Source organism: Aeromonas sp. MdU4 (assembly GCF_041929505.1).
GTDB lineage: Bacteria > Pseudomonadota > Gammaproteobacteria > Enterobacterales > Aeromonadaceae > Aeromonas.
On record NZ_JBHFMW010000024.1, the window covers coordinates 207,415 to 228,708 of the forward strand.

Sequence of the window (21,294 nt, forward strand, 5' to 3'; positions counted from 1 at the left end):
CGCCCTGAATATGGTTTATACCTTTCCTCCAATAAATGGAGAGCCCAATGGGACAAGGAGTGAAACGGACACAGCGCGATTACTCGCTGACTTTTAAACTGACGCTGGTCGAGCAGATTGAAAAAGGCGAGCTCACCTAAAGACAGGCTCAGACGCGTTATGGTATTCAGGGCCGCTCCACCGTTCTAGTATCGTTGTTGCTTAAACATGGTCGGCAAAATTGGAGCCTTGGAGTCAAGAGGCTTCTGTGCGTGCCTGCAGGAGTATCACCATGCCTGACCCCGACAACCAGACGCCCGAACCGGGTATCAAGGATCTTGAGCAGCAGCTGGCACTGATGAGCCATAAGGCCCAGTTCTTTGAAGCCGTGGTCGATGTACTCAAAAACGACTACGGTGTCTCCATCGTAAAAAAGCGACCCAGCAAGTCCATAGGCTAACCATCGTCAGGCTTTACCGGTTTACTACAGGCGCATTCGGGTTGCCGACCTGCGTCACGCACAGGGGCTGCAGGTAGTGCGCTTCGTGCGCAAGGTTCCACGGGTGGGTACCCGCAAGCTGCATTATCTGCTGCAGCGCCAGGACGATGACAAGTAAAAGACATCAAGACGTCATATCTGAAGATATGGCACCAGAGCCAGTCTCCCCCACGACTGTTCTCTCATTTTTCTGCATAACGCGGTTTAATGGCCATGAGATGTAAAATCTTATTAATATTTTGTCTTCAAAATTTGGTTTGTTGGCATATAAATGCGTTGTAATAAAGAGGACAGAATTACCTACTGGGGTGGGATCAATCCAGTTTGCACTATCAACTGACACTGCTAGAAACTGGTTTTTGGCTACCCCCATAATGGGCGGTTTACTTTCCATACTAACGCTGTATCAGCGTTCTCACGTCGCTCAATAGCCAACACACCGCAATACCACATAACCTGACTGTATCAATCAAGCCGGTGAACAGTCGCATAGCCTTTTTCTGTACACCATCAACAACGTAATCTGCAAGATCTACGGTCAAGCATTCCGATGTCTCCTCCCTTCGGCACAGGAAGTGAGATTAATGCTCACCAAGGAAATAGATAGCTAGCCGGCTCAGATGATTTAAAAAGATCTCAGGCATGAAAAAAGGGCCCGAAGGCCCTTAGAAAAAATAACGATGTTATCCACCGAACAGATGGTGGCTGACGATGAACAGACCGCCGGAGAGCAGCATGGTCAGCGGCAGGGTCAGCACCCAGGCCATCAGGATAGTCTTGATGGTCTGGCTCTGCAGGCCCGATTTGTTGGCCACCATGGTACCTGCTACCGCTGAGGAGAGGATGTGGGTGGTGGAAACAGGCATACCGGTCAGACTGGCGATACCGATGGAGGTAGCAGCAGTGATCTGGGCCGCAATACCCTGACTGTAAGTCATGCCAGTGGAACCAATTTTCTCACCTACTGTGTGAACGATACGACGCCAACCAACCATGGTGCCACAACCGAGAGCCATCGCGATGGAGACGATCACCCAGGTAGGGGCATATTCAGCAGTCGCGGTCAGATCCTTGCGCCATTTGGCCAAATCTGTCAGCTCCTTGGCTGGCAGCGGCAACTTGGCAACCTTGCGGGCAGTATCATCGATGCAAAGCAATAAACGACGTACTTCACGGCGATCAGTCAGGTTCAGCTCTTCATAAGTACGAACTGCACCCAAGCGAGAATCGAGGGTTGCCATCGCCTGCAGTACGCCATCAGCAGAACAGTGGGTCATCAACTCTTCCTGTGCCTTTACCGGTGCAGAGAAGTTGATCACGCCACCGAGTGCAGCCTGGTTGCGCTGGTAGATCTCCATGATGCGCTGGTTGGCATCCTGAGTCCGGTCCAGATCATAGGAACGACTGCTCATATCCAACGCGAAATAGGCTGGCGCCATACAAATCAGCACCAGCATTACCAGACCAATGCCCTTCTGACCATCGTTGGAACCGTGCACAAAGCTCACCCCCATGGCAGAGGCTACCAGGGTCAGACGCGCCCAGAACGGCGGGTGCTTCTTGCCATCCACCAGTTGACGCTCTTCGGGTGTTTTGTGGATCTTGTTGCTGGTCCAGATGCGCTTCATCGCCAGCAGCAGCAGCGCCGCGATGATGAAACCGATGGTGGGAGAGATGATCAGGGAAAGCATGATGTCGATCGCTTTACCCACGTTGATCCCTTCTGTCACCGGTTTATGGGTGATCCAGGCATAGGCGCCGCCTACCCCCAGAATGGAACCGATCAAGGTATGTGAACTGGAGGCCGGGATCCCGAAGAACCAGGTACCCAGATTCCACACGATGGCGGAAAAGAGCAGCGAGAAGACCATGATCAACCCTTGGGTGGAGTCCATCCCAAGCAGCAGGTCGATGGGCAGCAGATGGACAATGGCATAGGCCACACCCAAGCCGCCGAACATGACGCCAAAAAAGTTGAAGATCCCCGATGCGACCACCGCCAGGTGAGCCGGCATCGCCTTGGTATAGATAACCGTTGCTACCGCGTTGGCGGTATCGTGAAAGCCATTGATAAATTCATAGGCAAGCACAAAAAAAACGGCCAATACCAAACCGATTGACCACCACAAACCCAAACCACTAAACATTTCAAACATAAAAAAAAGCCTGTTTATGAGTTGCGGCGGATTATGCCAGATGGCGGCCAACACCATAGCCATCATTGAAATATTTCAGCCATAAAAAAAAAGAGCTTTTTGGAAAAAAATATCCTAGAGCCAGTCACCATGCGGCTTGCCGCAGATTAATTAAAGCAAACAATGATTGCCGTAAAAGCGTAAATCTGTTGATAATTCAGCCAACAAATGGCCATTACTCTCTTTTATTCCCTCTGAAAATCCCAAAAAAAGCGTAAAGAAACCAGTGACAAACCCTTCTCATCCGACCAGATGGTGCAACTTTATACAATCCCGTCAGTGGCCCACCCGGTTCATTGCCCTCGCCAGACACCCATAAATAAAAGGAGCACATACGTGCTCCTCTTCAAAACGATAGCAGATAGTATCCGGCTCGCCTCAATCCTGGTTGATCCGGCTGGCAACAGCACCCTGCTGGCTCTTGTACTTGGCATTTTCCCGTTTGTTGTACGGGCGGGCGGCGGCGCCGGAGAGCATCTCGAAGTTCAACGCGCCGATCTTCATCTTGGGGCGCAGCGCCAACGGCAGTTTGCCGCCGTTGTAGAACTCCAGCACGATGCGACCAGACCAACCCGGATCGATCCGGTGCGCGGTCACGTGCACCATCAGCCCCAGACGCGCCAATGAAGAGCGGCCGTCGAGCCAACCGACGATATCAGCCGGCAATGTGACTGATTCATAGGTAACGGCCAGCGCCAGCTGACCCGGGTGAAGATAGAAGGCTTCGCCATCGGGGATGTGGATCTCGTCACTCATTACCCGATCGATGGCATCGGCCATCTCGCTGCTCGGACCGCTCAGATCGATATAGGGGGCGGTATGATCGCGAAACACCCGAAATTCGTTACCCAGCAGCACATCGACACTGACACCACTGATCCGCTCTACACCGGGCCGTGGCTCAATGACGATCTTGCCTTCATCCAGATGGCGTTCAATATCGGTATCACACAGACGCATTGGGCGACTCTCCTGACAAATTGTGCTTTTAAAAAAGCCGGGCATCACCCGGCTTGTTTCAACTTAACCAATCAACATGTGGCGAATACGCGCCTTGAGCATGTCGATCGCGATACGATTCTTGCCACCACGGGGCACGATCACATCGGCATACTGCTTGGATGGCTCGATAAACTGCAGGAACATCGGACGTACCGTTTTCTGATACTGCTTGAGCACGGAGTCCATGGTCCGGCCACGCTCCTGCACATCACGCACCAGACGACGCAGCAGACAGATGTCGAGCGGGGTATCCATAAAGATGGAGGCATCCATCAGATCCCGCAGACGGCTGTCGGTCAGCAACAGGATCCCCTCCAGAATGATCACCCGGCGCGGTGCAAACGGGGTCACTTCATTCAGCCGGGTATGTTCGGTGTAGGAGTAGCGGGGAATGTCAACTGCATCCCCCTTGACCAGCTGACTCAAGTGCTGCACCAGCAGGTCGTGATCCAGTGCGTTGGGGTGGTCATAGTTGGTCTTGACCCGTTCTTCCATGGTCATGTGGGTCTGATCACGGTAGTAACAATCTTCGGTGATCACACCAATCTGACCTGCGCCCAGTTCGGCCACCAGCTCTTCATAAATGGTCTGGGCTATAAGACTTTTGCCAGACGCAGATGCGCCCGCAATACCGATGATCACACACGAATGTTGAGTATCAGACATGACAAATACCTAAAAGAGAAGAGCAGTGGGGATGGTTTAAACCGATCCATTATATAAAAAAGGGTGGGTCATGCCCACCCTCAATTCCCTTTCAAGCGACCGATAGTCGATTATTCATCCAGCGACATGGCATAGAGGGGGGTCGCAATCGGTTTTGCGCTGAAAAAAAGTTCAGCCCCGACCCTGCGCGCCAGCTTCAAATAGGCCTGAGCCAGGCTCCCTTCCGGGGCGCCAAACACCGTCGGGCAGCCATCATCCATGTGCTGGCGGATATCGATGTGCAGCGGCAACTGACCAAGCAGCGCCACTTGGTACTGCTCTGCCATCTTCTGGCCGCCACCGGTACCAAACAGCGGCTCATGATGACCACAGGCGCTACAGACGTGGTAACTCATGTTCTCGATAATACCGAGCACCGGGACATTGACCTTGTTGAACATGGCGATCCCCTTGCGGGCATCGGCCAGCGCTACATCCTGCGGCGTGGTAACGATCACCGCCGCCGACGTCGGCACCTGCTGCGCCATGGTGAGCTGAATATCGCCAGTGCCCGGCGGCATGTCCACCACCAGATAATCCACTTCGCCCCAACGGGTTTCACCGAGGATCTGCGCCAGCGCCTTGCTCGCCATCGGGCCGCGCCAGATGGTGGCATCCTGCTCGGAGACCAGATAGCCGATGCTGTTGCTCTTGAGACCACAAGCCATCACCGGCTCCATCAGCTTGCCATCATGGCTGACCGGGCGCTCCTTGAGGGTGCCCATCATGGTAGGGATGGAGGGACCATAGATATCGGCATCGAGAATGGCGACCCGCGCCCCCTCTTTTTGCAGCGCCAGCGCCAGGTTAACCGCGGTGGTGGATTTGCCCACCCCGCCCTTACCGGAGGCGACCACAATGATGTTGCGAATACCCTGCACTGCCGCCAATCCCTGTGCCCGCGGCATACTGGCGACTTCTATCTCCAGTGCCCAGTCGATACGGGCAGCGCCGGTGGCACTGCGCAGTCTGGAATCGTAGCTCTCTTTGAGCTGATCGAGCAGCGAGAGACCGGCAAACGGCAATACCAACCGGATGGAGAGCCCCTGCTCTTTATAAATCACATCACGCACAAAACCGGCATCGACCAGATCCTTGTGCCAGCCAGCTGGCTTAAATTCGGCGAGGATCTGTTTTACTGAATCAATCACCATTAACTCCTCATTATCTTGTCTTTATCTTGAGGTGAACGGTTACCGCACACAAATCAGTGGCTTGCCTGCCATAGCGATGACAAGTCCTGCCAAGGTTGGCACAGCCACAACCCTAGGCAGGCTACCCCCAATTCGGGTAACATGCACGGCACTCTATCATCCCAACAAGCACATCAAGAACGTAATATGGCAACTGATCCTCGTAAAATGCTGGTAACCTGCGCCCTCCCCTATGCCAATGGCTCCATCCATCTTGGCCACATGCTGGAACACATCCAGGCCGATATCTGGGTTCGTTATCAGCGAATGCGCGGTCATCAGGTTCACTTCATCTGTGCCGATGATGCTCACGGCACCCCGATCATGCTCAAAGCGCAACAGATTGGGATCACCCCGGAAGAGATGATTGCGGCCGTTTCCAAAGAGCACCAGACCGATTTCGCCGGTTTCAATATCAGCTTTGACAACTATCACTCCACCCACAGCGATGAGAACCGCGAGCTGGCGGAGCTGATCTACGGCCGTTTGAAAAATGGTGGCTTTATCAAGAGCCGCACCATCTCCCAGCTGTTCGATCCGGAAAAATCGATGTTCCTGCCGGACCGCTTTGTCAAAGGCACCTGCCCCAAGTGCAAATCACCGGAGCAGTATGGCGACAACTGCGACAGTTGCGGCGCCACCTACAGCCCGACCGAGCTGATTGATCCGAAATCCGCCGTTTCCGGCGCCACACCGGTGATGAAGGACTCCGAACACTTCTTCTTCGACCTGCCGCAATTTGAAAAATGGCTCTCTGAGTGGGTGCGCGGCTCCGGCGCCATTCAGGAAGAGATGGCCAACAAGATGCAGGAGTGGTTCGAGAGCGGCCTGCAGCAGTGGGACATCACCCGTGACGCCCCCTACTTCGGTTTCGAAATCCCGGGCGCACCGGGCAAGTTCTTCTACGTCTGGCTCGATGCTCCCATCGGCTACATGGCCTCCTTCAAGAACCTGTGCAACAAGCGCGGCGACATCGACTTTGACAGCTACTGGAACAAAGACTCCAGCGCCGAGCTGTACCACTTCATCGGTAAAGATATCGCCTACTTCCACTGCCTGTTCTGGCCATCCATGCTGGAAGGTGCCAACTTCCGCAAGCCGACCAAGGTCAACGTACACGGCTATGTGACCGTCAACGGTGCCAAGATGTCCAAATCCAAGGGCACCTTCATCAAGGCATCCACTTACCTGAACCACCTGGATCCGGAGTGCCTGCGTTACTACTACGCCGCCAAGCTCAACAGCCGCATCGACGATCTGGACCTGAACCTCGATGACTTCGTCGCTCGCGTCAACGCCGACGTGGTCAACAAGCTGGTCAACCTTGCCTCCCGCAACGCCGGCTTTATCGCCAAGCGTTTCGACGGCAAGCTGGCTGCCACCTGCGCCGAGCCCGAGCTCTACGCCGAATTCGCCAACGCCCGCACCACTATCGCCGAGGCGTACGAGAACCGCGAGTTCAGCCGCGCTATCCGCGAGATCATGGCACTGGCCGACAAGGCCAACCGCTATGTGGATGACAAAGCCCCCTGGGTCATCGCCAAGCAGGAAGGGGCTGACGCCCAGTTGCAGGAAGTCTGCTCCGTCGGTATCAACCTGTTCCGCGTGCTGATGGCTTACCTCAAGCCGGTGATGCCGCTGTTGGCCGAACGTGCCGAAGCCTTCCTGGGTGAAACCCTCTCCTGGGATGGCGTGGCCCAGCCATTGACCAACCATCAACTGACCCCGTTCAAGGCGCTCTTCTCCCGCATCGAACCGGCCAAGGTAGAAGCCATGGTGGAAGCCTCCAAGGAAGATCTGGCCAAAGAGCAGGCACCGAAAGTGACCGGCCCACTGGCAGACGACCCCATCAGCGAAACCATCAGCTATGACGACTTTGCCAAGATTGACCTGCGCGTCGCGCTGATCAAGAAGGCCGAAGCGGTACCGGAAGCCGATAAGCTGCTCAAGCTGCAACTGGATATCGGCGGCGAGACCCGTCAGGTGTTTGCAGGTATCAAGTCCGCCTACAACCCGGAAGATTTGGAAGGCAAGCTGACCGTGATGGTGGCCAACCTGGCCCCGCGCAAGATGCGTTTCGGCATGTCCGAGGGCATGGTGCTAGCCGCAGGCCCGGGCGGCAAGGATCTCTGGATCCTGGAGCCGCAGGAAGGCGCCCAGCCTGGCATGCGCGTCAAGTAAGCGTATCGCTGACTGCGAGCACAACAAGATGGAGAAGAGAGGCCAAACGGCCTCTCTTTTTTTGTCTCGCATGTTTGTCATGGAGAGTTGCTGCGGTTTGTTGGCGTGGGTAACGGCCACATATTGCTATCCAAGCTTTATCGGCCATTCAGCATGGCTGGGCTGGCTTTTTGGGCTAAGTATCTGGCGACTCGGCAAGCCATCCGTGTTGCGCCCCTGCCAGCATCGCCAACTTGAGCGCCACCAGCTCCGCCTGCTGGCAGTCCAGTTGACGCAAACGTGCGGTGATCTTCCCCTTTAACTGCTGCCGCCGCTTCGTCTGCTGGTTAATGCGTCCTTTCCCTGCTCGCAACATCCGCCGCCATTGGCGCCAATCCTGCAACTGGCCGAGTCGCTCCTGCCAGTGAGTCAGGGTATGCAACCAGCCCTGCTCCCCAGCACCCAGCTCCAACAGCAACTCAACCCCGTAACGGGCTTGTTTGATCTCGAGACGCAACCGATGCCAGCAGCGCAACTGCTGGCGACGAGAATAGACCGATTTCCGGGCAGATAACCCGTGTTCGCCAAGGCCGGCGAGCACCTCATCAAGGCGTAGCGCCAGATGCCGCTGATAAAGCTGCACCAGCGCACGGTCATTCTGGACCTGCGCCACCGCCGCAAGCCAGCGGGCCAGTCGCCCCGACAACATGGGCACGCGACAGACAGGCTCATTGATAACGGTCATGGTGGCAGGCAGCTTGCCAAAACGCTCGGCGTAGACCTGAGCATCGCGCAGGGCAGAGAGTCGCCCAACCGCACGCAGCAGACGCCGTTCCAGCTCGGGGTGATAAACCAGTGGTCGCCACAGGGCGAGCAAGGCCAACAGACGGCGGGCCGCGATTCGGTAGCCGTGTACGGCCGGTTCGCTGGCCTCTTTACGCACCGCCCGCGCAGCCTCCTGATATCGGGCAGTCCAGCGTTTTGCCTGAGTCAACAACAGACATTCCTTGTCAGCGTCCATCTCGACCCCGCGCCCTCAGTTGGTGTGAAAGCCCTGACCGGTGGGCGGCAGCGCCTCTTCATACTCCATGCTGGTCACTCTTGCGGTGCGCGGGCCATGCTCCAGCCAGCCCAACATCATCTGTACCCCCTGCGTGGGGCCACTGATCAGGATCTCTACCGAGCCATCCTCTAGGTTGTAGGCATGGCCCCGCAAACCCAGTTGCAAAGCACGCTCGCGGGTAAAATAGCGAAATCCGACCCCCTGCACCTGCCCCCACACCCGAATAACAAAAGATTGCTCTCCCATTTCTCACACCTTCCGCTTAAGAAAAAATTCCCGAGATGATGACGAGCGCGACATGCTCTCATCGGCAGGATGCTGCTCCATTATGGAAGAAGTTAAATTCCGCAGGGTTGACCGCTCTCTCATTCATCTCACTATCAATGAAAAATTCCAGATCCCTGACTTGCTGCCTGCCAGACTGCCCCCTGGCCACGCCATCTTCCCCAGATAACGCCAACATCAACATTCTGCAAACCACGCAGTCTAACGTTTGGCCATTGTCCTGCCGCCAACTGAGTCAGGCCGTCATATACCAGCAAAGACTGGCTTAGCCGCCCTATTACACATAGAATGTGGCCCCTTTTCTTTCTACCATCGGCAAACACCCATGAGCGTTTTCATCTATCTCGTCAAAGGCCGCGAAAAATCCCTGCTGCGCCGTCACCCCTGGATCTTCTCCAAGGGGATTGAGCGGGTTGAAGGCAACCCCGTTGACGGCGATACCGTCGAGATCTATGCCAACGATGGCAAGTGGCTCGCCCGTGGCGCCTGGTCAGGCAGCTCCCAGATCCGTGCCCGGGTCTGGACCTTCGACAAGGATGAGACCGTCGATCTCGACTTCTTTATCCGCCGCCTCAAATATGCCCAGGAGTCCCGCGATCCGCTGATCAAGCGTCAGGGTCTCACCGGCTACCGCCTGTGCGCCGCTGAATCCGATGGTCTGCCGGGTCTGACCATCGACCGTTATGCCGATTTTCTGGTGTGCCAGATCCTCTCTGCCGGTGCCGAGTTCCAGCGTGAACTGATAACGCAAGCGCTGCGTACCCTCTACCCCGAGTGCAGCATCTATGAGCGCTCCGACGTGGCGGTACGCAAGAAGGAAGGGCTGAAAGAGCGCACCGGCGTCATCTATGGCGAGACGCCGAACGAGCCGGTGGTGATTGAAGAGAACGGCGTCAAGATCCTGGTGGATATCCGCAACGGCCACAAAACCGGTTTCTATCTGGATCAGCGGGACAACCGTCAGGCTGCCGCCAAGTACACCGAAGGCAAGCGGGTGCTCAACTGCTTCAGCTATACCGGTGGTTTTGGCGTTTATGCCCTCAAGGGCGGTGCCAAAGAGCTGGTCAACGTCGATCTCTCCCAGAATGCGCTGGATATTGCCCGCCAGAATGCTGAGCTGAACGGGCTGGATACCAGCAATACCCAGTTTATCCGTCACGACGTGTTCAAGCTGCTGCGTGAATACCGCGAGAAGGGCGAGAAGTTCGACGTCATCGTGCTGGATCCGCCCAAGTTTGCCGAAAGCAAGGCCCAGCTGCTGGGTGCCTGCCGTGGCTACAAGGACATCAACATGCTGGCGTTCCAGCTGTTGGCGCCGGGTGGCGTGCTGCTGACCTACTCCTGCTCCGGCCTGATGGAGCAGAGCCTGTTCCAGAAGATCGTTGCCGATGCGGCGCTCGATGCCGGTCGCGATGCCCAGATCCTGGAGCTGCTCTCCCAAGCCTCCGATCACCCCATCGGTACTGCCTATCCGGAAGGCTTCTACCTCAAGGGTCTGGTGGTGCGCGCCCGCTGATCGGCCGCCATCGCCCCTTTGTGATCAATCAGGCCCCTTGCGGGCCTGATTGTTTTGCGGTGCGGTATATTGGTTTGAGTAACACTCGCCACCATCCCTATTCCACCCTATCTGCTTGCACTTCTTTCCCAACCTGTTCTCCACTTTTTCTTTGTTTAAATTTTTTTGCACAATCCGTGCACATTTATGATTCAAATCACATCCGTATGACTCTCTCTTTCGTAGTGTGAACCCGCCTGCGGCAGCCAAGCCGGGGCAACCGACCCGTCAGGATTGATGGGCGGCCCAACAACAAAAATCGATGTCAGGCCAAGCTGAACATCACAAGGGATCACCTTATGAATCAATCATTGCCGCTGTTAACGCCGCTGCGGGGCATCGCTGCCCTGATGGTGGTGCTGTTCCATGCCCGATTATTGCTCTTTCCCCAGTGGATGGAACCGATCGCAAGCCACACCCAACTCATCGAGAACGGCTACCTCTGGGTCGATCTGTTCTTTATTTTGAGTGGCGTGGTGCTGGCCCATGTCTATGGCGAGGCTTTCACCCGCACGCCACGCACCGTGGGCTATGGCCGCTTTCTCTGGCTGCGGCTGACCCGCGTCTACCCCCTCTACCTGGTGACGCTGGTGCTACTGGTGGGCTGGGAGCTTTACAAGGCGCAGCACGGGGTGGGCTTCTATGCCGGCCCATTGTTCAAGATGTGGGAGTGGGAAGGGATGCCGCCTTTCGGTTCCCCCTTCACCCCGGCCGAGGCACTGCCAAGCGCCTTCCTGCTGCTGCAGGTGGTGACCGATCACGGGCTGACCTGGAACTTCGCCGCTTGGTCTCTGAGCGTAGAGTGGATCAGCTACCTGCTATTCCCGTTGCTTATTCCGCTGGCGGTGGCCCGCAGTCGCTGGAGCCATCTTGCCCCCCTGCTGGCGCTGACGGTGCTGGCCTTTATCGTGCACAGTCGCGGCACGCTCGATGTCACCAGCGGGGCGCTGGCGGTGGGACGCGGGGTGAGTGAATTTGTACTCGGCCTCTGGCTACTGCCCAGGATCAAGGCCGCACAACCCTTGCCCATGATGCAGCGGGATCTGCCGCTCTTGTTCGCCTTTGTGCTGCCCTTCGCGCTGATGCAGTTCGCCATGACGCCGCAACTGACCCTGCTGCTGATCGGCTCCTACGTACTGCTGATCTGGATTTCAGCCGCTCAGGGGGAGCGCCAGAGTCTGCTGCTGCGCCTGCTGGATAACCGTTTCACCAACTGGCTGGGGGATCTCTCCTACTCCATCTACCTGCTCCATACGCTGGTGCTGCTCACCGGCTGCGAGCTCATCCACTATCTGGCACCGGGGCTCACCGAGTGGTGGTATGGCCAAACCAACCCGCTGTTGGGGGTAGTAGCAACCCTGTTGATGCTGGCGGTGCTGATCGGCCTCTCGACGTTGAGTTACAACCTGCTGGAGCGGCCGCTGCAACGGCGTCTGCGCCGTTGGGGCAAGGCACGGCAACCGGCGCTGGAGCGGGCTGGATAAGTTAACCCCGCCCTGTCTGGATGAGTTGGCGGTCTTATGCCAGCTCATCCAGCATCAGCTCATCCAGACTATTCATCACCCAGGCACTCGGGTGCTGGCTAAATCCAAGCTTGGGGTAGTAGCCCACCGCCTGCGGCGCAGCCAGCAAGATCAACTTGCAGCCCGGCTGCAATTGCCAGAATGTCTCGCGAATAAGTGCTTTGCCAATCCCCTGCCCCTGCACTGACTCGGCCACCGCCAGATCCGAGAGGTAGCAACAAAAATGAAAATCGGTCACCGAGCGGGCAACACCGACCAGGGTTTCGCCCTGCCAGGCGGTGATCAGCAGATTGGCGTTATCCAGCATGCCCTGCAGGGTTGCCAGCTTGTCCAGCGGCCGTCTCGCCCCCAGCGAGGTCTGCGCCAATAGCGCTGCAAACTGCGCCGTAGTGATGGGGGGGTTAATCAAAAATGTGGTAGTCACAAAGCTCTCCTCTTGGTGGCGCGGTGGTTGTGCGCGCTGTTGCTCTCTTTTAGATGTTCTGTTTACCGGGTTCGGTGTTGCACCAATCAGTCCCCGCCTCATCCAGACCAATGGCGAGCAATTCCCTGCTGTTTATGTGAATTCCTGTTCGAACCCCAAGGGACAGATGTGGCATAATGCTCCGTCCTGTGGCCCTTGGCGGGGCTGCGCTGGCGCACCTTGTCGCCCTCTTGTTCCCCGTCCGGCCTGGCGGTCCTCCATAACTGCCAGTCATCGCTGCCCCTGTTGGCACCGAGGCCACCCATATTTGCGGCTTCTTGTCTTCCAATCTACAAGGCCGCCCATTGACCAAGACGGCTCCACAGAGCCTCTGCATAAGGGGTAAGTATGTCTTCCATTCGTCTGACCCAATACAGCCACGGTGCTGGCTGCGGCTGCAAAATCTCTCCCAAGGTACTCGACACCATCCTCAAGAGCCAGATCCCGGGCTTCAACGACCCGACCCTGATCGTTGGCAACAGCAGCAAGGATGACGCGGCCGTGGTCGATATCGGCAACGGTCAGGGCATTGTCTCCACCACCGATTTCTTCATGCCCATTGTCGATGATCCCTTTACCTTTGGCCGCATCGCCGCCACCAACGCCATCAGTGATATCTACGCCATGGGCGGTAAGCCCATTGTTGCCATCGCCATCCTTGGCTGGCCCATCAATACCCTGCCTGCCGAAGTGGCCCAACAGGTGATCGACGGTGGCCGTCAGGTGTGCCATGAAGCGGGCATTTCGCTGGCCGGTGGCCACAGCATCGATGCCCCAGAGCCCATCTTCGGCCTCGCGGTGACCGGTATCGTGCCCCTTGACGCCATCAAGCAGAACGACACCGCCAAGGTGGGTGACACCCTCTATCTGACCAAGCCTATCGGCATCGGCATCCTCACCACCGCCCAGAAGAAGAGCAAGCTCAAGCCCGAACATGAGCAACTCGCCCCCAACGCCATGTGCACCCTCAACAAGATCGGCCAGCGTTTTGCCGAGCTGCCGGGTGTGCACGCCATGACCGACGTCACCGGCTTTGGTCTGGCCGGTCATCTGCTGGAGATGTGTGAAGGCTCTGGCGTCAGCGCCCGTCTCGACTTCAAGGCGCTGCCGCTGCTGGATGAGGTGGATTACTACCTCGCCGAGGGCTGCGTACCGGGCGGCACCCTGCGCAACCACGACTCCTACGGCCACAAGCTCGATGCCATGGATGATCGCACCCGCAACATCATGTGTGATCCGCAAACCAGTGGCGGTCTGCTGGTCGCCGTAGGTAAAGAGAGCGAAGCCGAGCTGCTCGCCATCGCGCGCGAAGCTGGCCTTGAGCTTTCGCCCATCGGCCAGATCAAGCCCCTTGAGGGATCCCGCTTTATCGAGATTGTCCAATGAGTGAGATAGCCCAATGAGTGAATTGCCACTGGCCACGGACTACGCCCGGATATTTTTAGGCGATGTGCCGTTGATTGATGTGCGCGCCCCCATCGAGTTCAAGGAGGGGGCCTTCCCCTGCTCGACCAATCTGCCATTGCTGACAGACGATGAGCGCGCCCAGGTGGGGACCTGCTTCAAGAAGCAGGGTCAGGCCGCCGCCATTGAGCTTGGTCACAAGCTGGTGGGGGGAGCGGTGCGAACAGAGCGACTCGAAGGCTGGCTGGCGCAGTTGCGCCAGCAACCCGATGCCCTGCTCTACTGCTTTCGCGGCGGCCTGCGCTCGCAAACCGTACAACAGTGGCTCCATGAAGCAGGGGTTACTCGCCCCCGCGTCGCCGGTGGCTACAAGGAGCTGCGTCGCTTTTTGATCGACACCCAGGACAAGGCCTCTGCCGAGTGCCACTGGACTGTGTTGACCGGCATGACCGGCTCCGGCAAGACCCATATGCTGGACCATGTGGCCCAGGCGCTCGATCTGGAAGGCCACGCCCACCACAGGGGCTCCTCCTTCGGTCAACTGCCCGGCGGCCAGCCCAGCAACATCAACTTCGAAAACAACATGGCCATCGAGCTGCTCAAGCGTCGCCATCAGGGCGAGCAGGCCTTCGTGGTGGAGGACGAGAGCCGCCTCATCGGCCGCTGCTGCCTGCCTATTTCCCTCCATGAGGCCATGAGTCAGGCGCCGCTGGTGGTGGTGGATGTGCCGCAGTGCGATCGGGCCGAGCAGATCCGCGAAGATTACGTGCACGATCTCTGGCTGCGTTATCAGGCCATGTATGGCCAGGAAGCCGGTTGGCCGCTGTTTGCTGCCTATCTCACCGATGCGCTGGCCCGCCTCAAGCGCCGTCTCGGCGATCAAGCCCACCGCGAGCTGGATGCCCTGATGCAAACGGCCCTCACCGAACAGGCCAACAGCGGCTCCACCGAGTTGCATCTGGCCTGGATCACCCTGCTGCTGACCCGTTACTACGACCCCATGTATCTCTATCAGCTTGGCAATAAGAGTGAGCGGATCGTGTTCAGAGGTGACAAGCAAGCCTGTCTCGACTACTTCGCCGAGCAGCATGCCAACGGGCAACAGGGCTGACCCCGTCGCCTTTCCAACAAGAGGACCCCACATGTTGAAATTCGAGGTGATCCCGGTCACCCAGTTCGCCCAGAACTGCTCCCTCATCTGGTGTGACAAGACCCACCAGGCGGCGCTGATCGATCCGGGTGGCGAAGCGGACAAGCTGATGGCGGCCATCGCCAAGCGCGGCCTGACCCTGACCCACATCCTGCTGACCCACGGTCATCTGGATCACGTCGGCGCTGCAGCCGAGCTGCGGGAGAATACCGGCGTGGCCATCACCGGCCCCCACAAGGAAGACGCTTTCTGGCTCGACATGCTGCCCCAGCAGAGCCAGATGTTCGGCTTCGCCCATACCCCCGCCTTCACGCCGGATCGCTGGCTTGAACAGGGTGACAAGGTGCAGCTTGGCCAATGCGAGCTGGACGTTTACTTCTGCCCCGGCCACACCCCGGGCCATATTGTGCTGCTCTCCCAAGCCGAAAAACTCGCCTGGGTCGGTGACGTGCTCTTTGCTGGCAGCATCGGCCGCACCGACTTCCCCCGTGGCGATCACGCCACCCTGATTAAGTCGATCACCGAAACCCTGTTGCCGCTGGGTGACGAGATCGTCTTTATCCCGGGCCATGGCCCCAGCTCCACCTTCGGCCGCGAGAAGGTGAGCAACCCCTACCTGACCCAGCCTATCTGGTGATCAAAAAAGGCAGCGGTTTTCCGCTGCCTTTTCTATCTTCATTCCAATTCCGGCCATCCACGAACACCCTGTTTTCCCCAGATCGGCAAGCCTATCGTTATCTTTCGCCCAATAAAAATCCCCACCCGAGGGTGAGGATTGATTCATCGGTGCAACAATAAGCGCTCTTATTGTTCCAAAAGGTGACCTACCAGCTCATGGCGCCACCCTTGCAGCAGCATGGGTTTATCGGCACGGGCACGCTCCGCATCTCCCATCCGCCAGCTCCAGGTGAAGTACTGATGGATGATCTTCTTGCTGGCAATCAGCTCGGGCGGAATATTGCTGGCCTTGGCCTTCTCTTCCACCATGGCCTTGATGCGCTTGAGCTCGGCCTTGTACTGGGGGAAATCCACCAGCCGGCGAATGGGCTCGGGCCAGCTGTCAGGATCGCTCTGCTGGGCGCGGGCGACGATATCGAGCATCCGCTTGCCATGGATCTTGATCTCGATGGGGGCCAGCCCCAACTCGTTCAGATCACGCATGGAGGTCGGACGACGCTCCGCCACCTTGAACAGGTGCAGCTCTTTCACCACGAAGTTGAGGGCCAGATCGCGGCGCACCGCTTCTTGCTGACGCCAGGCGGCCAGCTCGCGCAGGATGGCAAGCTCGCGGCGGCCCAGTTGCCAGGCATTGACGATCTCGAGGTAAGCCTGACGGGGATCGCTGCCCTGGGTCTTGCGGGCAGAGTGGTTCTGGCACTCCTGCTCGAACCAGGCAAACTTGCCGCTTTCCCGCAGTTTGGCCATCACCTTCTCGTAGAGAGGCATCAGGTAGAAGACATCCGCAGCTGCATATTCGAGCTGACGTTCTGTGAGCGGACGGGCCAGCCAGTCAGTGCGCGCCTGATCTTTTTCCAGCTCGACACCGAGGAATTCGTTAACCAGCGCACCAAAACCGACCGAGACGCCGTACCCGAGAAATGCCGTAGCCAGCTGGGTGTCGTGCATCTGGTTGGGCAGGTGGCCCGCCTGATGCTGGATCAGCTCCAGATCTTCGCCAGAGGCGTGCAGGATGGCAATCTGCCCTTCCCTGCCCAGCCGTTGCCAGAGGGCGGAGAGATCCAGCGTCAGCGGATCCAGCAGCGCCAGACGCTCGCCATCATAGATCTGGAACAGGCCAAGCTGGGGATAGTAGGTGCGGGTGCGAACGAATTCAGTATCGATAGCCAGAGGAACGTCGGCCAGAGCAGCGAGATAGTGCTCCAGGTCGGCTTGCTGAGTGATAAGTTGATAGTGCATCTGTGCCTGCGCAGTTGATCAGGGCCAAAAAGAAAAAACCGTGGGCTGACCCACGGTTTTGCATAACGACGGCGCTGGTTTGCAGAGAGGTCTGCAGCCACAATCCGGTTATTGCTTGGCAATCTCCTCGTCGCGCAGTACGCGGCGCAGGATCTTGCCCACATTGGTCTTGGGAAGTTCGTCACGAAATTCTACCAGTTTCGGCACCTTATAGGCAGTCAGATGTTTGCGGCAGTGGGCAATAATCTCGTCCTCCTGCAATTTTGCATCTTTCTTGACCACAAAGATCTTCACCAGCTCGCCGGAGACCTTGTGCGGCACGCCGACGGCCGCCACTTCCAGCACTTTCGGGTGCAGCGCGACCACATCTTCGATCTCGTTCGGATAGACGTTGAAACCGGAGACCAGGATCATGTCCTTCTTGCGGTCAACGATCTTGAAGAAACCCTGCTCGTCGCACACGGCGATATCGCCAGTACAGAGCCAGCCATCCTGCATCACTTCGGCGGTCGCCTCGGGGCGCTGCCAGTAACCGGTCATCACCTGTGGGCCGCGTACCTGCATTTCGCCGGGGGTACCGAGGGCGTGAACCACCTGACCGTTATCATCCACCAGACGGATCTCGGTGGAGCAGACCGGCAGGCCGATGGAGCCATTGTAATCGGTCAGATCGTAAGGGCAGACGCTCACCAGTGGCGAGCACTCGGTCAGACCATAGCCTTCCAGCAACGGGGTGTCGGTCAGTGTCTTCCACTTCTCTGCGACCGCACGCTGCACCGCCATGCCGCCGCCGATGGTCAGCTTGAGCCTGTCAAAGGAGATACCCTGAAACTCTTCGTTGTTGATCAGCGCATTGAACAGGGTGTTGACGCCGGTAATGCAGGTGAAGGGGTACTTCTTGATCTCTTTGACAAAGCCCGGAATGTCGCGCGGGTTGCTGATCAGCAGGTTGTAGCCGCCGATGCGCATAAAGAGCAGGCAGTTAACGGTCAGGGCGAAGACATGATAGAGCGGCAGCGCGGTGACCACGAACTCCTTGCCACGCTCCAGCATGGGGCCATAGACGCCGAGGCACTGCTCAACGTTGGCAATCATGTTGCGATGGGTCAGCATGGCCCCTTTGGAGAGGCCGGTGGTGCCACCGGTGTACTGCAGGAAGGCGAGATCGTCGTTGGTGATCTCCGGCTTGATGTACTGCAGGAAACGTCCCTTGGTGAGCGCCTGACGCATGGTGGTGGCATGGGGCAGGTTATATTTCGGCACCAGCTTCTTGACGTACTTGACTACGAAGTTGACCAGGGTGCCTTTGGCCAGACCCAGGTTGTCACCCATCCGGGTCAGAATCACGTGCTTGACCGGGGTATCGTAGACCACTTTTTCCAGGGTATGGGCAAAGTTGGAGACGATAACGATGGCCTTGGCGCCAGAATCCTTGAGCTGATGTTCCAGCTCGCGCGGGGTGTAGAGCGGGTTGACGTTGACCACGATCATGCCGGCGCGCAGGATGCCAAACACGGCGATGGGGTATTGCAACAGGTTCGGCATCATCACCGCGACCCGATCACCCTTCTCCAGCTTCAGCTCGTTTTGCAGATAGGCGGCAAAGGCGCGAGACTGCTCTTCCAGTCGGCGGTAGGTGATGGTCTGCCCCATATTGACGAAGGCGGGCTGATCGGCGAACTGGGTCACCGAGGATTCGAACATCTCGACCAGGGAGCTGTATTGGTCTGGATTGATCTCGGCAGGGACCCCTTCCGGATAACGTTTCAGCCAGACTTTTTCCACAAACTTCTCCTGCATAACTAGCACCTGTGCGCTCACTGTGTTGCCTCCGTCCCGGTTCACATCCATTTTAATCGGTTGTTTTAAGCTGATGCTCTAATGCCGCACATATTTACACAGCGCAACATCAATTAACAGTCAATTAACAATGAAAAATGTGAGGGAGAAAACAAACCTGGAATTATTGAAAGCTGGTGATTCTACCGAACTTGACAAAACTTTACGATATAAACGGCCGTATCGACCGAATTTTCCATATGAAAATGATGGTTTCCACCCAATATGACCCGCTCGATCTGCTGAAAGGCATCATGACGAGCCTGCCATTGGGTTTCCAGGGCTGCAAAGCCCTGCTCCCCCTGGATCAACAATACCGGACAACGGATGGCCGCCATCAATGCCCGGGCCTGTCCTTCGCTCATTCGAAGAGGCGACAGATCCCGCAAACGGGGATCGCTGCGCCACTGCCAGCGCCCTGCCCTCACCTCAAGTTGTCGTTCGCAGATTAAGCGTGCCGCCTGCGGCGTGATATCAGCCACTTTGCAACGGGCGAGCACCGCTTCATCAATGGAGGCAAAACCACCGGAACTCCGCTCGCGAGTACGACTGCGATTGAGGATGGCCTTTCTGATCTGGGCAGGAACTGCGTCGTCAGGCTGAGTGAGCGGCCCCATCCCCTCCAGCATGATCAGCCGCTCCACCTGCTCGGGAAAGACCCCGGCATAGGCCGAAGCGATCAGCGCCCCGAGGGAGTGGCCGAGCAGATTGAAGCGCGACCAGCCTGCTGCCTGCGCGATCTGGTAGAGATCGTCCAGCCAGTCAACAAAGACATAGGGAGTGGTTTTATGATCGGAATGACCGTGCCCCGACAGATCGACACAGATGAGATGAAAATCCCCCAGATGCGGCGCCAGCGGCAAGAAGCTGGCGCTGTTGTCGAGCCAGCCATGCAGGGCAATCAGCAGGGGTTTGCCCTGCTGATCATCAGCGGATTGGTTCTCCAGCAGGGCCACATGCCGCCCATCCGCCAGCGTAAGCAGACGCTCGTGCATGGTGCTCATCATAGCGTTGATCATGGCAAGCCTTAACGACGCAGCGGCCGTCTCGGCCAGAACGGATCATAGAAGGGGTCGTAGAAATAGGGGTCCATATAGCGCACCTCCACCTCCTTGACCGGCGGCCACAGCTTGCTGCCCGTCACATTGAGCACCGAGAAGCGGTACTTGTGCTCGCCAATCTGGCTATCAACCGGTTGGCCTATGGTCCCCAGCACCGTCAGGCTGCGTCCCTTGGCGTAGAGGGTCGGATCGACAAAGCCTTTCATGATGGCCAGAAAGCGGCCCGGGCTCTGCTCGGTCTGCTCCGGCACGCCGTTGGCTTTGAGCGGCAGATAGACCACTTCAATGACGCTCTGATCTGCCTTGTTGTGCACTGCCGAAATAACGCCGCTCCAGCGGGCCGGTTTGCCCTCCATCCCGCCAAGGGCAGGTTGATAGGCCACCAGCTGGTTTTCAGGCTCATAAACCAGCTCCTTGGGGACCGAGCTGCAGGCCCCGAGCAGCAGGGCCAGCACCCCGACCACCATCCCACGTTTCATCATGTCGCTTCTGGTATTACGCATCATGTCACTCTCCTGTTGCCAGCGCGGCCTGCCCAGGCCACCCGTTTGTGTTGCAGCTGATGAGTGGCAAGAGCGACATGCCTCTTGCCCTTATTCGCGACCCGGCAGTTTTTTCCAGGTCACTTTGTCACGCAAATAGACCGGCGTCGCCTGCTCTACCGGCACCGCCTCGCCCGCCAACCAGGCGGCGCGGGCCAGCGGCAGCATGTCTTCTGCCGCCGGGAAGCGCACCTGACTCACCGCCAGCTCATCGGCAAGGCCACTTAAAATTTCGCCGTAGGTTTCAAAACCGGTACCAACGCAGGTCACAGGGCCCGCTAGCTTGCCACGGGCGTCAACCAGTGCAGCGGGATCGCTCACCACCTCGTCACCCACCAGCTGCATGCGGCCATCGAGCAGCTCATAGCGGCCGAAATAGACCTCGTTCATCCGCGCATCGATGGCGGTCAGTACCTGCTCGGCGCCGTCGAGACGATAAGCCCCTTGTGCCATGGCAGCCAGGGTCGAGATACCGATCAGCGGCACCCCCGCGCCAAATGCCAGACCCTGCGCGACGCCAATGCCGATCCGCACGCCAGTAAAGGAGCCCGGGCCGCGACCGAACGCAATGGCGTCAAGGTCACTTAAACTTATCCCGGCATCCTCTAACACAGCCTGAACCATGGGCAGGATTTTTCGGGTGTGATCCCGTGGCGCCTCCTCCCAGCGGGAGAACAGCTTGTCACCCACCAGCAAGGCGGCGGAGCAGGCTTCGGTGGCGGTATCTACGGCCAGGATCTTCAACTCGTTCATGCTTTC

At 57.7% G+C, this 21,294-nt stretch carries 18 protein-coding genes and 1 pseudogene; 7 read left to right on the plus strand and 12 right to left on the minus strand.

The genetic code is table 11. The features are described 5' to 3' along the window. Nucleotides 1–47 precede the first annotated feature (47 nt). A pseudogene (locus ACE1BR_RS14515) lies at nucleotides 48–415 on the plus strand (IS3 family transposase); the annotation flags it as partial. Nucleotides 416–1,161: 746 nt separating this feature from the next. Here ACE1BR_RS14515 and ACE1BR_RS14520 read toward each other — a convergent pair. The 4 genes from ACE1BR_RS14520 to apbC form a co-directional block, all read right to left on the minus strand. Then, on the minus strand, nucleotides 1,162–2,634 hold the full coding sequence (locus ACE1BR_RS14520) for an inorganic phosphate transporter (protein ID WP_374871426.1): 1,473 nt from the start codon (nucleotides 2,632–2,634) through the stop codon (nucleotides 1,162–1,164). Nucleotides 2,635–3,051: 417 nt separating this feature from the next. Beyond that, on the minus strand, nucleotides 3,052–3,633 hold the full coding sequence (gene dcd / locus ACE1BR_RS14525; protein WP_025326971.1) for a dCTP deaminase: 582 nt from the start codon (nucleotides 3,631–3,633) through the stop codon (nucleotides 3,052–3,054). Nucleotides 3,634–3,696: 63 nt separating this feature from the next. Continuing rightward, a complete protein-coding gene (gene udk, locus ACE1BR_RS14530) occupies nucleotides 3,697–4,341 on the minus strand; it encodes a uridine kinase (RefSeq protein ID WP_374871429.1) in 645 nt (214 codons plus the stop codon). Nucleotides 4,342–4,451: 110 nt separating this feature from the next. Beyond that, complete coding sequence (apbC, locus tag ACE1BR_RS14535; protein WP_374871431.1) at nucleotides 4,452–5,534, minus strand: iron-sulfur cluster carrier protein ApbC; 1,083 nt, start codon at nucleotides 5,532–5,534, stop codon at nucleotides 4,452–4,454. Nucleotides 5,535–5,720: 186 nt separating this feature from the next. Between apbC and metG the strand changes: the two genes are divergently transcribed. Further along, a complete protein-coding gene (gene metG, locus ACE1BR_RS14540) occupies nucleotides 5,721–7,754 on the plus strand; it encodes a methionine--tRNA ligase (RefSeq protein WP_374871433.1) in 2,034 nt (677 codons plus the stop codon). Between the two features lie 175 nt (nucleotides 7,755–7,929). Here metG and ACE1BR_RS14545 read toward each other — a convergent pair whose 3' ends face one another. Together ACE1BR_RS14545 and ACE1BR_RS14550 are read right to left on the minus strand one after the other, a co-directional pair. Then, nucleotides 7,930–8,754 carry a CHAD domain-containing protein gene (locus ACE1BR_RS14545; protein WP_374871435.1) on the minus strand — a complete coding sequence of 275 codons (825 nt, stop codon included), beginning with the start codon at nucleotides 8,752–8,754 and terminating at the stop codon, nucleotides 7,930–7,932. A 15-nt stretch (nucleotides 8,755–8,769) separates the two neighbouring features. After that, nucleotides 8,770–9,042 carry an acylphosphatase gene (locus ACE1BR_RS14550; RefSeq protein WP_374871437.1) on the minus strand — a complete coding sequence of 91 codons (273 nt, stop codon included), beginning with the start codon at nucleotides 9,040–9,042 and terminating at the stop codon, nucleotides 8,770–8,772. Between the two features lie 364 nt (nucleotides 9,043–9,406). Between ACE1BR_RS14550 and ACE1BR_RS14555 the strand changes: the two genes are divergently transcribed. Together ACE1BR_RS14555 and ACE1BR_RS14560 are read left to right on the plus strand one after the other, a co-directional pair. Further along, complete coding sequence (locus tag ACE1BR_RS14555) at nucleotides 9,407–10,597, plus strand: class I SAM-dependent methyltransferase (protein WP_075113460.1); 1,191 nt, start codon at nucleotides 9,407–9,409, stop codon at nucleotides 10,595–10,597. Between the two features lie 338 nt (nucleotides 10,598–10,935). Further along, the gene (locus ACE1BR_RS14560; protein ID WP_374871439.1) at nucleotides 10,936–12,120 is read left to right on the plus strand and encodes an acyltransferase family protein; all 1,185 of its coding nucleotides are present in this window, start codon (nucleotides 10,936–10,938) and stop codon (nucleotides 12,118–12,120) included. 34 nt (nucleotides 12,121–12,154) lie between these two features. Here ACE1BR_RS14560 and ACE1BR_RS14565 read toward each other — a convergent pair whose 3' ends face one another. Then, a complete protein-coding gene (locus ACE1BR_RS14565; RefSeq protein WP_374871441.1) occupies nucleotides 12,155–12,583 on the minus strand; it encodes a GNAT family N-acetyltransferase in 429 nt (142 codons plus the stop codon). 387 nt (nucleotides 12,584–12,970) lie between these two features. Here ACE1BR_RS14565 and selD point away from each other — a divergent pair, with 387 nt between their 5' ends. From selD to ACE1BR_RS14580, 3 genes are read left to right on the plus strand one after another with little or no spacing between them, the layout of a single operon-like run. Continuing rightward, complete coding sequence (gene selD / locus ACE1BR_RS14570; protein WP_374871443.1) at nucleotides 12,971–14,008, plus strand: selenide, water dikinase SelD; 1,038 nt, start codon at nucleotides 12,971–12,973, stop codon at nucleotides 14,006–14,008. 13 nt (nucleotides 14,009–14,021) lie between these two features. Next, nucleotides 14,022–15,137 carry a tRNA 2-selenouridine(34) synthase MnmH gene (gene mnmH / locus ACE1BR_RS14575; RefSeq protein WP_374871445.1) on the plus strand — a complete coding sequence of 372 codons (1,116 nt, stop codon included), beginning with the start codon at nucleotides 14,022–14,024 and terminating at the stop codon, nucleotides 15,135–15,137. 31 nt (nucleotides 15,138–15,168) lie between these two features. After that, on the plus strand, nucleotides 15,169–15,813 hold the full coding sequence (locus tag ACE1BR_RS14580; protein WP_374871448.1) for an MBL fold metallo-hydrolase: 645 nt from the start codon (nucleotides 15,169–15,171) through the stop codon (nucleotides 15,811–15,813). A 167-nt stretch (nucleotides 15,814–15,980) separates the two neighbouring features. On the opposite strand, the gene rnd is transcribed toward ACE1BR_RS14580, so the two are convergent. The 5 genes from rnd to tsaB all read right to left on the minus strand — a co-directional run bounded on the left by rnd (nucleotide 15,981) and on the right by tsaB (nucleotide 21,288). Beyond that, nucleotides 15,981–17,093, minus strand: coding sequence for a ribonuclease D (rnd, locus tag ACE1BR_RS14585; RefSeq protein ID WP_374871450.1), 1,113 nt, complete (start codon nucleotides 17,091–17,093; stop codon nucleotides 15,981–15,983). A gap of 108 nt (nucleotides 17,094–17,201) precedes the next feature. Then, nucleotides 17,202–18,878 (minus strand): long-chain-fatty-acid--CoA ligase FadD, encoded by a 1,677-nt coding sequence (gene fadD / locus ACE1BR_RS14590; protein ID WP_374871743.1) that lies wholly within the window; start codon nucleotides 18,876–18,878, stop codon nucleotides 17,202–17,204. 197 nt (nucleotides 18,879–19,075) lie between these two features. Further along, the gene (locus tag ACE1BR_RS14595; protein WP_374871452.1) at nucleotides 19,076–19,951 is read right to left on the minus strand and encodes an alpha/beta fold hydrolase; all 876 of its coding nucleotides are present in this window, start codon (nucleotides 19,949–19,951) and stop codon (nucleotides 19,076–19,078) included. Between the two features lie 8 nt (nucleotides 19,952–19,959). Next, the gene (locus ACE1BR_RS14600; protein ID WP_374871745.1) at nucleotides 19,960–20,475 is read right to left on the minus strand and encodes a Slp family lipoprotein; all 516 of its coding nucleotides are present in this window, start codon (nucleotides 20,473–20,475) and stop codon (nucleotides 19,960–19,962) included. 111 nt (nucleotides 20,476–20,586) lie between these two features. Next, on the minus strand, nucleotides 20,587–21,288 hold the full coding sequence (gene tsaB / locus ACE1BR_RS14605; protein WP_374871454.1) for a tRNA (adenosine(37)-N6)-threonylcarbamoyltransferase complex dimerization subunit type 1 TsaB: 702 nt from the start codon (nucleotides 21,286–21,288) through the stop codon (nucleotides 20,587–20,589). Between the last annotated feature and the right edge of the window lie 6 nt (nucleotides 21,289–21,294).

Excerpts from the sequence above, each read along its gene's own strand:
- rnd (WP_374871450.1), bottom strand. The coding sequence starts at position 17,093 with ATGCACTATCAACTTATCACTCAGCAAGCCGACCTGGAGCACTATCTC.
- ACE1BR_RS14550 (WP_374871437.1), bottom strand. The coding sequence starts at position 9,042 with ATGGGAGAGCAATCTTTTGTTATTCGGGTGTGGGGGCAGGTGCAGGGG.
- ACE1BR_RS14580 (WP_374871448.1), top strand. The coding sequence starts at position 15,169 with ATGTTGAAATTCGAGGTGATCCCGGTCACCCAGTTCGCCCAGAACTGC.
- dcd (WP_025326971.1), bottom strand. The coding sequence starts at position 3,633 with ATGCGTCTGTGTGATACCGATATTGAACGCCATCTGGATGAAGGCAAG.
- ACE1BR_RS14560 (WP_374871439.1), top strand. The coding sequence starts at position 10,936 with ATGAATCAATCATTGCCGCTGTTAACGCCGCTGCGGGGCATCGCTGCC.
- selD (WP_374871443.1), top strand. The coding sequence starts at position 12,971 with ATGTCTTCCATTCGTCTGACCCAATACAGCCACGGTGCTGGCTGCGGC.
- ACE1BR_RS14600 (WP_374871745.1), bottom strand. The coding sequence starts at position 20,475 with ATGATGAAACGTGGGATGGTGGTCGGGGTGCTGGCCCTGCTGCTCGGG.
- ACE1BR_RS14545 (WP_374871435.1), bottom strand. The coding sequence starts at position 8,754 with ATGGACGCTGACAAGGAATGTCTGTTGTTGACTCAGGCAAAACGCTGG.
- tsaB (WP_374871454.1), bottom strand. The coding sequence starts at position 21,288 with ATGAACGAGTTGAAGATCCTGGCCGTAGATACCGCCACCGAAGCCTGC.
- metG (WP_374871433.1), top strand. The coding sequence starts at position 5,721 with ATGGCAACTGATCCTCGTAAAATGCTGGTAACCTGCGCCCTCCCCTAT.
- ACE1BR_RS14555 (WP_075113460.1), top strand. The coding sequence starts at position 9,407 with ATGAGCGTTTTCATCTATCTCGTCAAAGGCCGCGAAAAATCCCTGCTG.
- apbC (WP_374871431.1), bottom strand. The coding sequence starts at position 5,534 with ATGGTGATTGATTCAGTAAAACAGATCCTCGCCGAATTTAAGCCAGCT.
- udk (WP_374871429.1), bottom strand. The coding sequence starts at position 4,341 with ATGTCTGATACTCAACATTCGTGTGTGATCATCGGTATTGCGGGCGCA.
- ACE1BR_RS14595 (WP_374871452.1), bottom strand. The coding sequence starts at position 19,951 with ATGATCAACGCTATGATGAGCACCATGCACGAGCGTCTGCTTACGCTG.
- mnmH (WP_374871445.1), top strand. The coding sequence starts at position 14,022 with ATGAGTGAATTGCCACTGGCCACGGACTACGCCCGGATATTTTTAGGC.
- ACE1BR_RS14520 (WP_374871426.1), bottom strand. The coding sequence starts at position 2,634 with ATGTTTGAAATGTTTAGTGGTTTGGGTTTGTGGTGGTCAATCGGTTTG.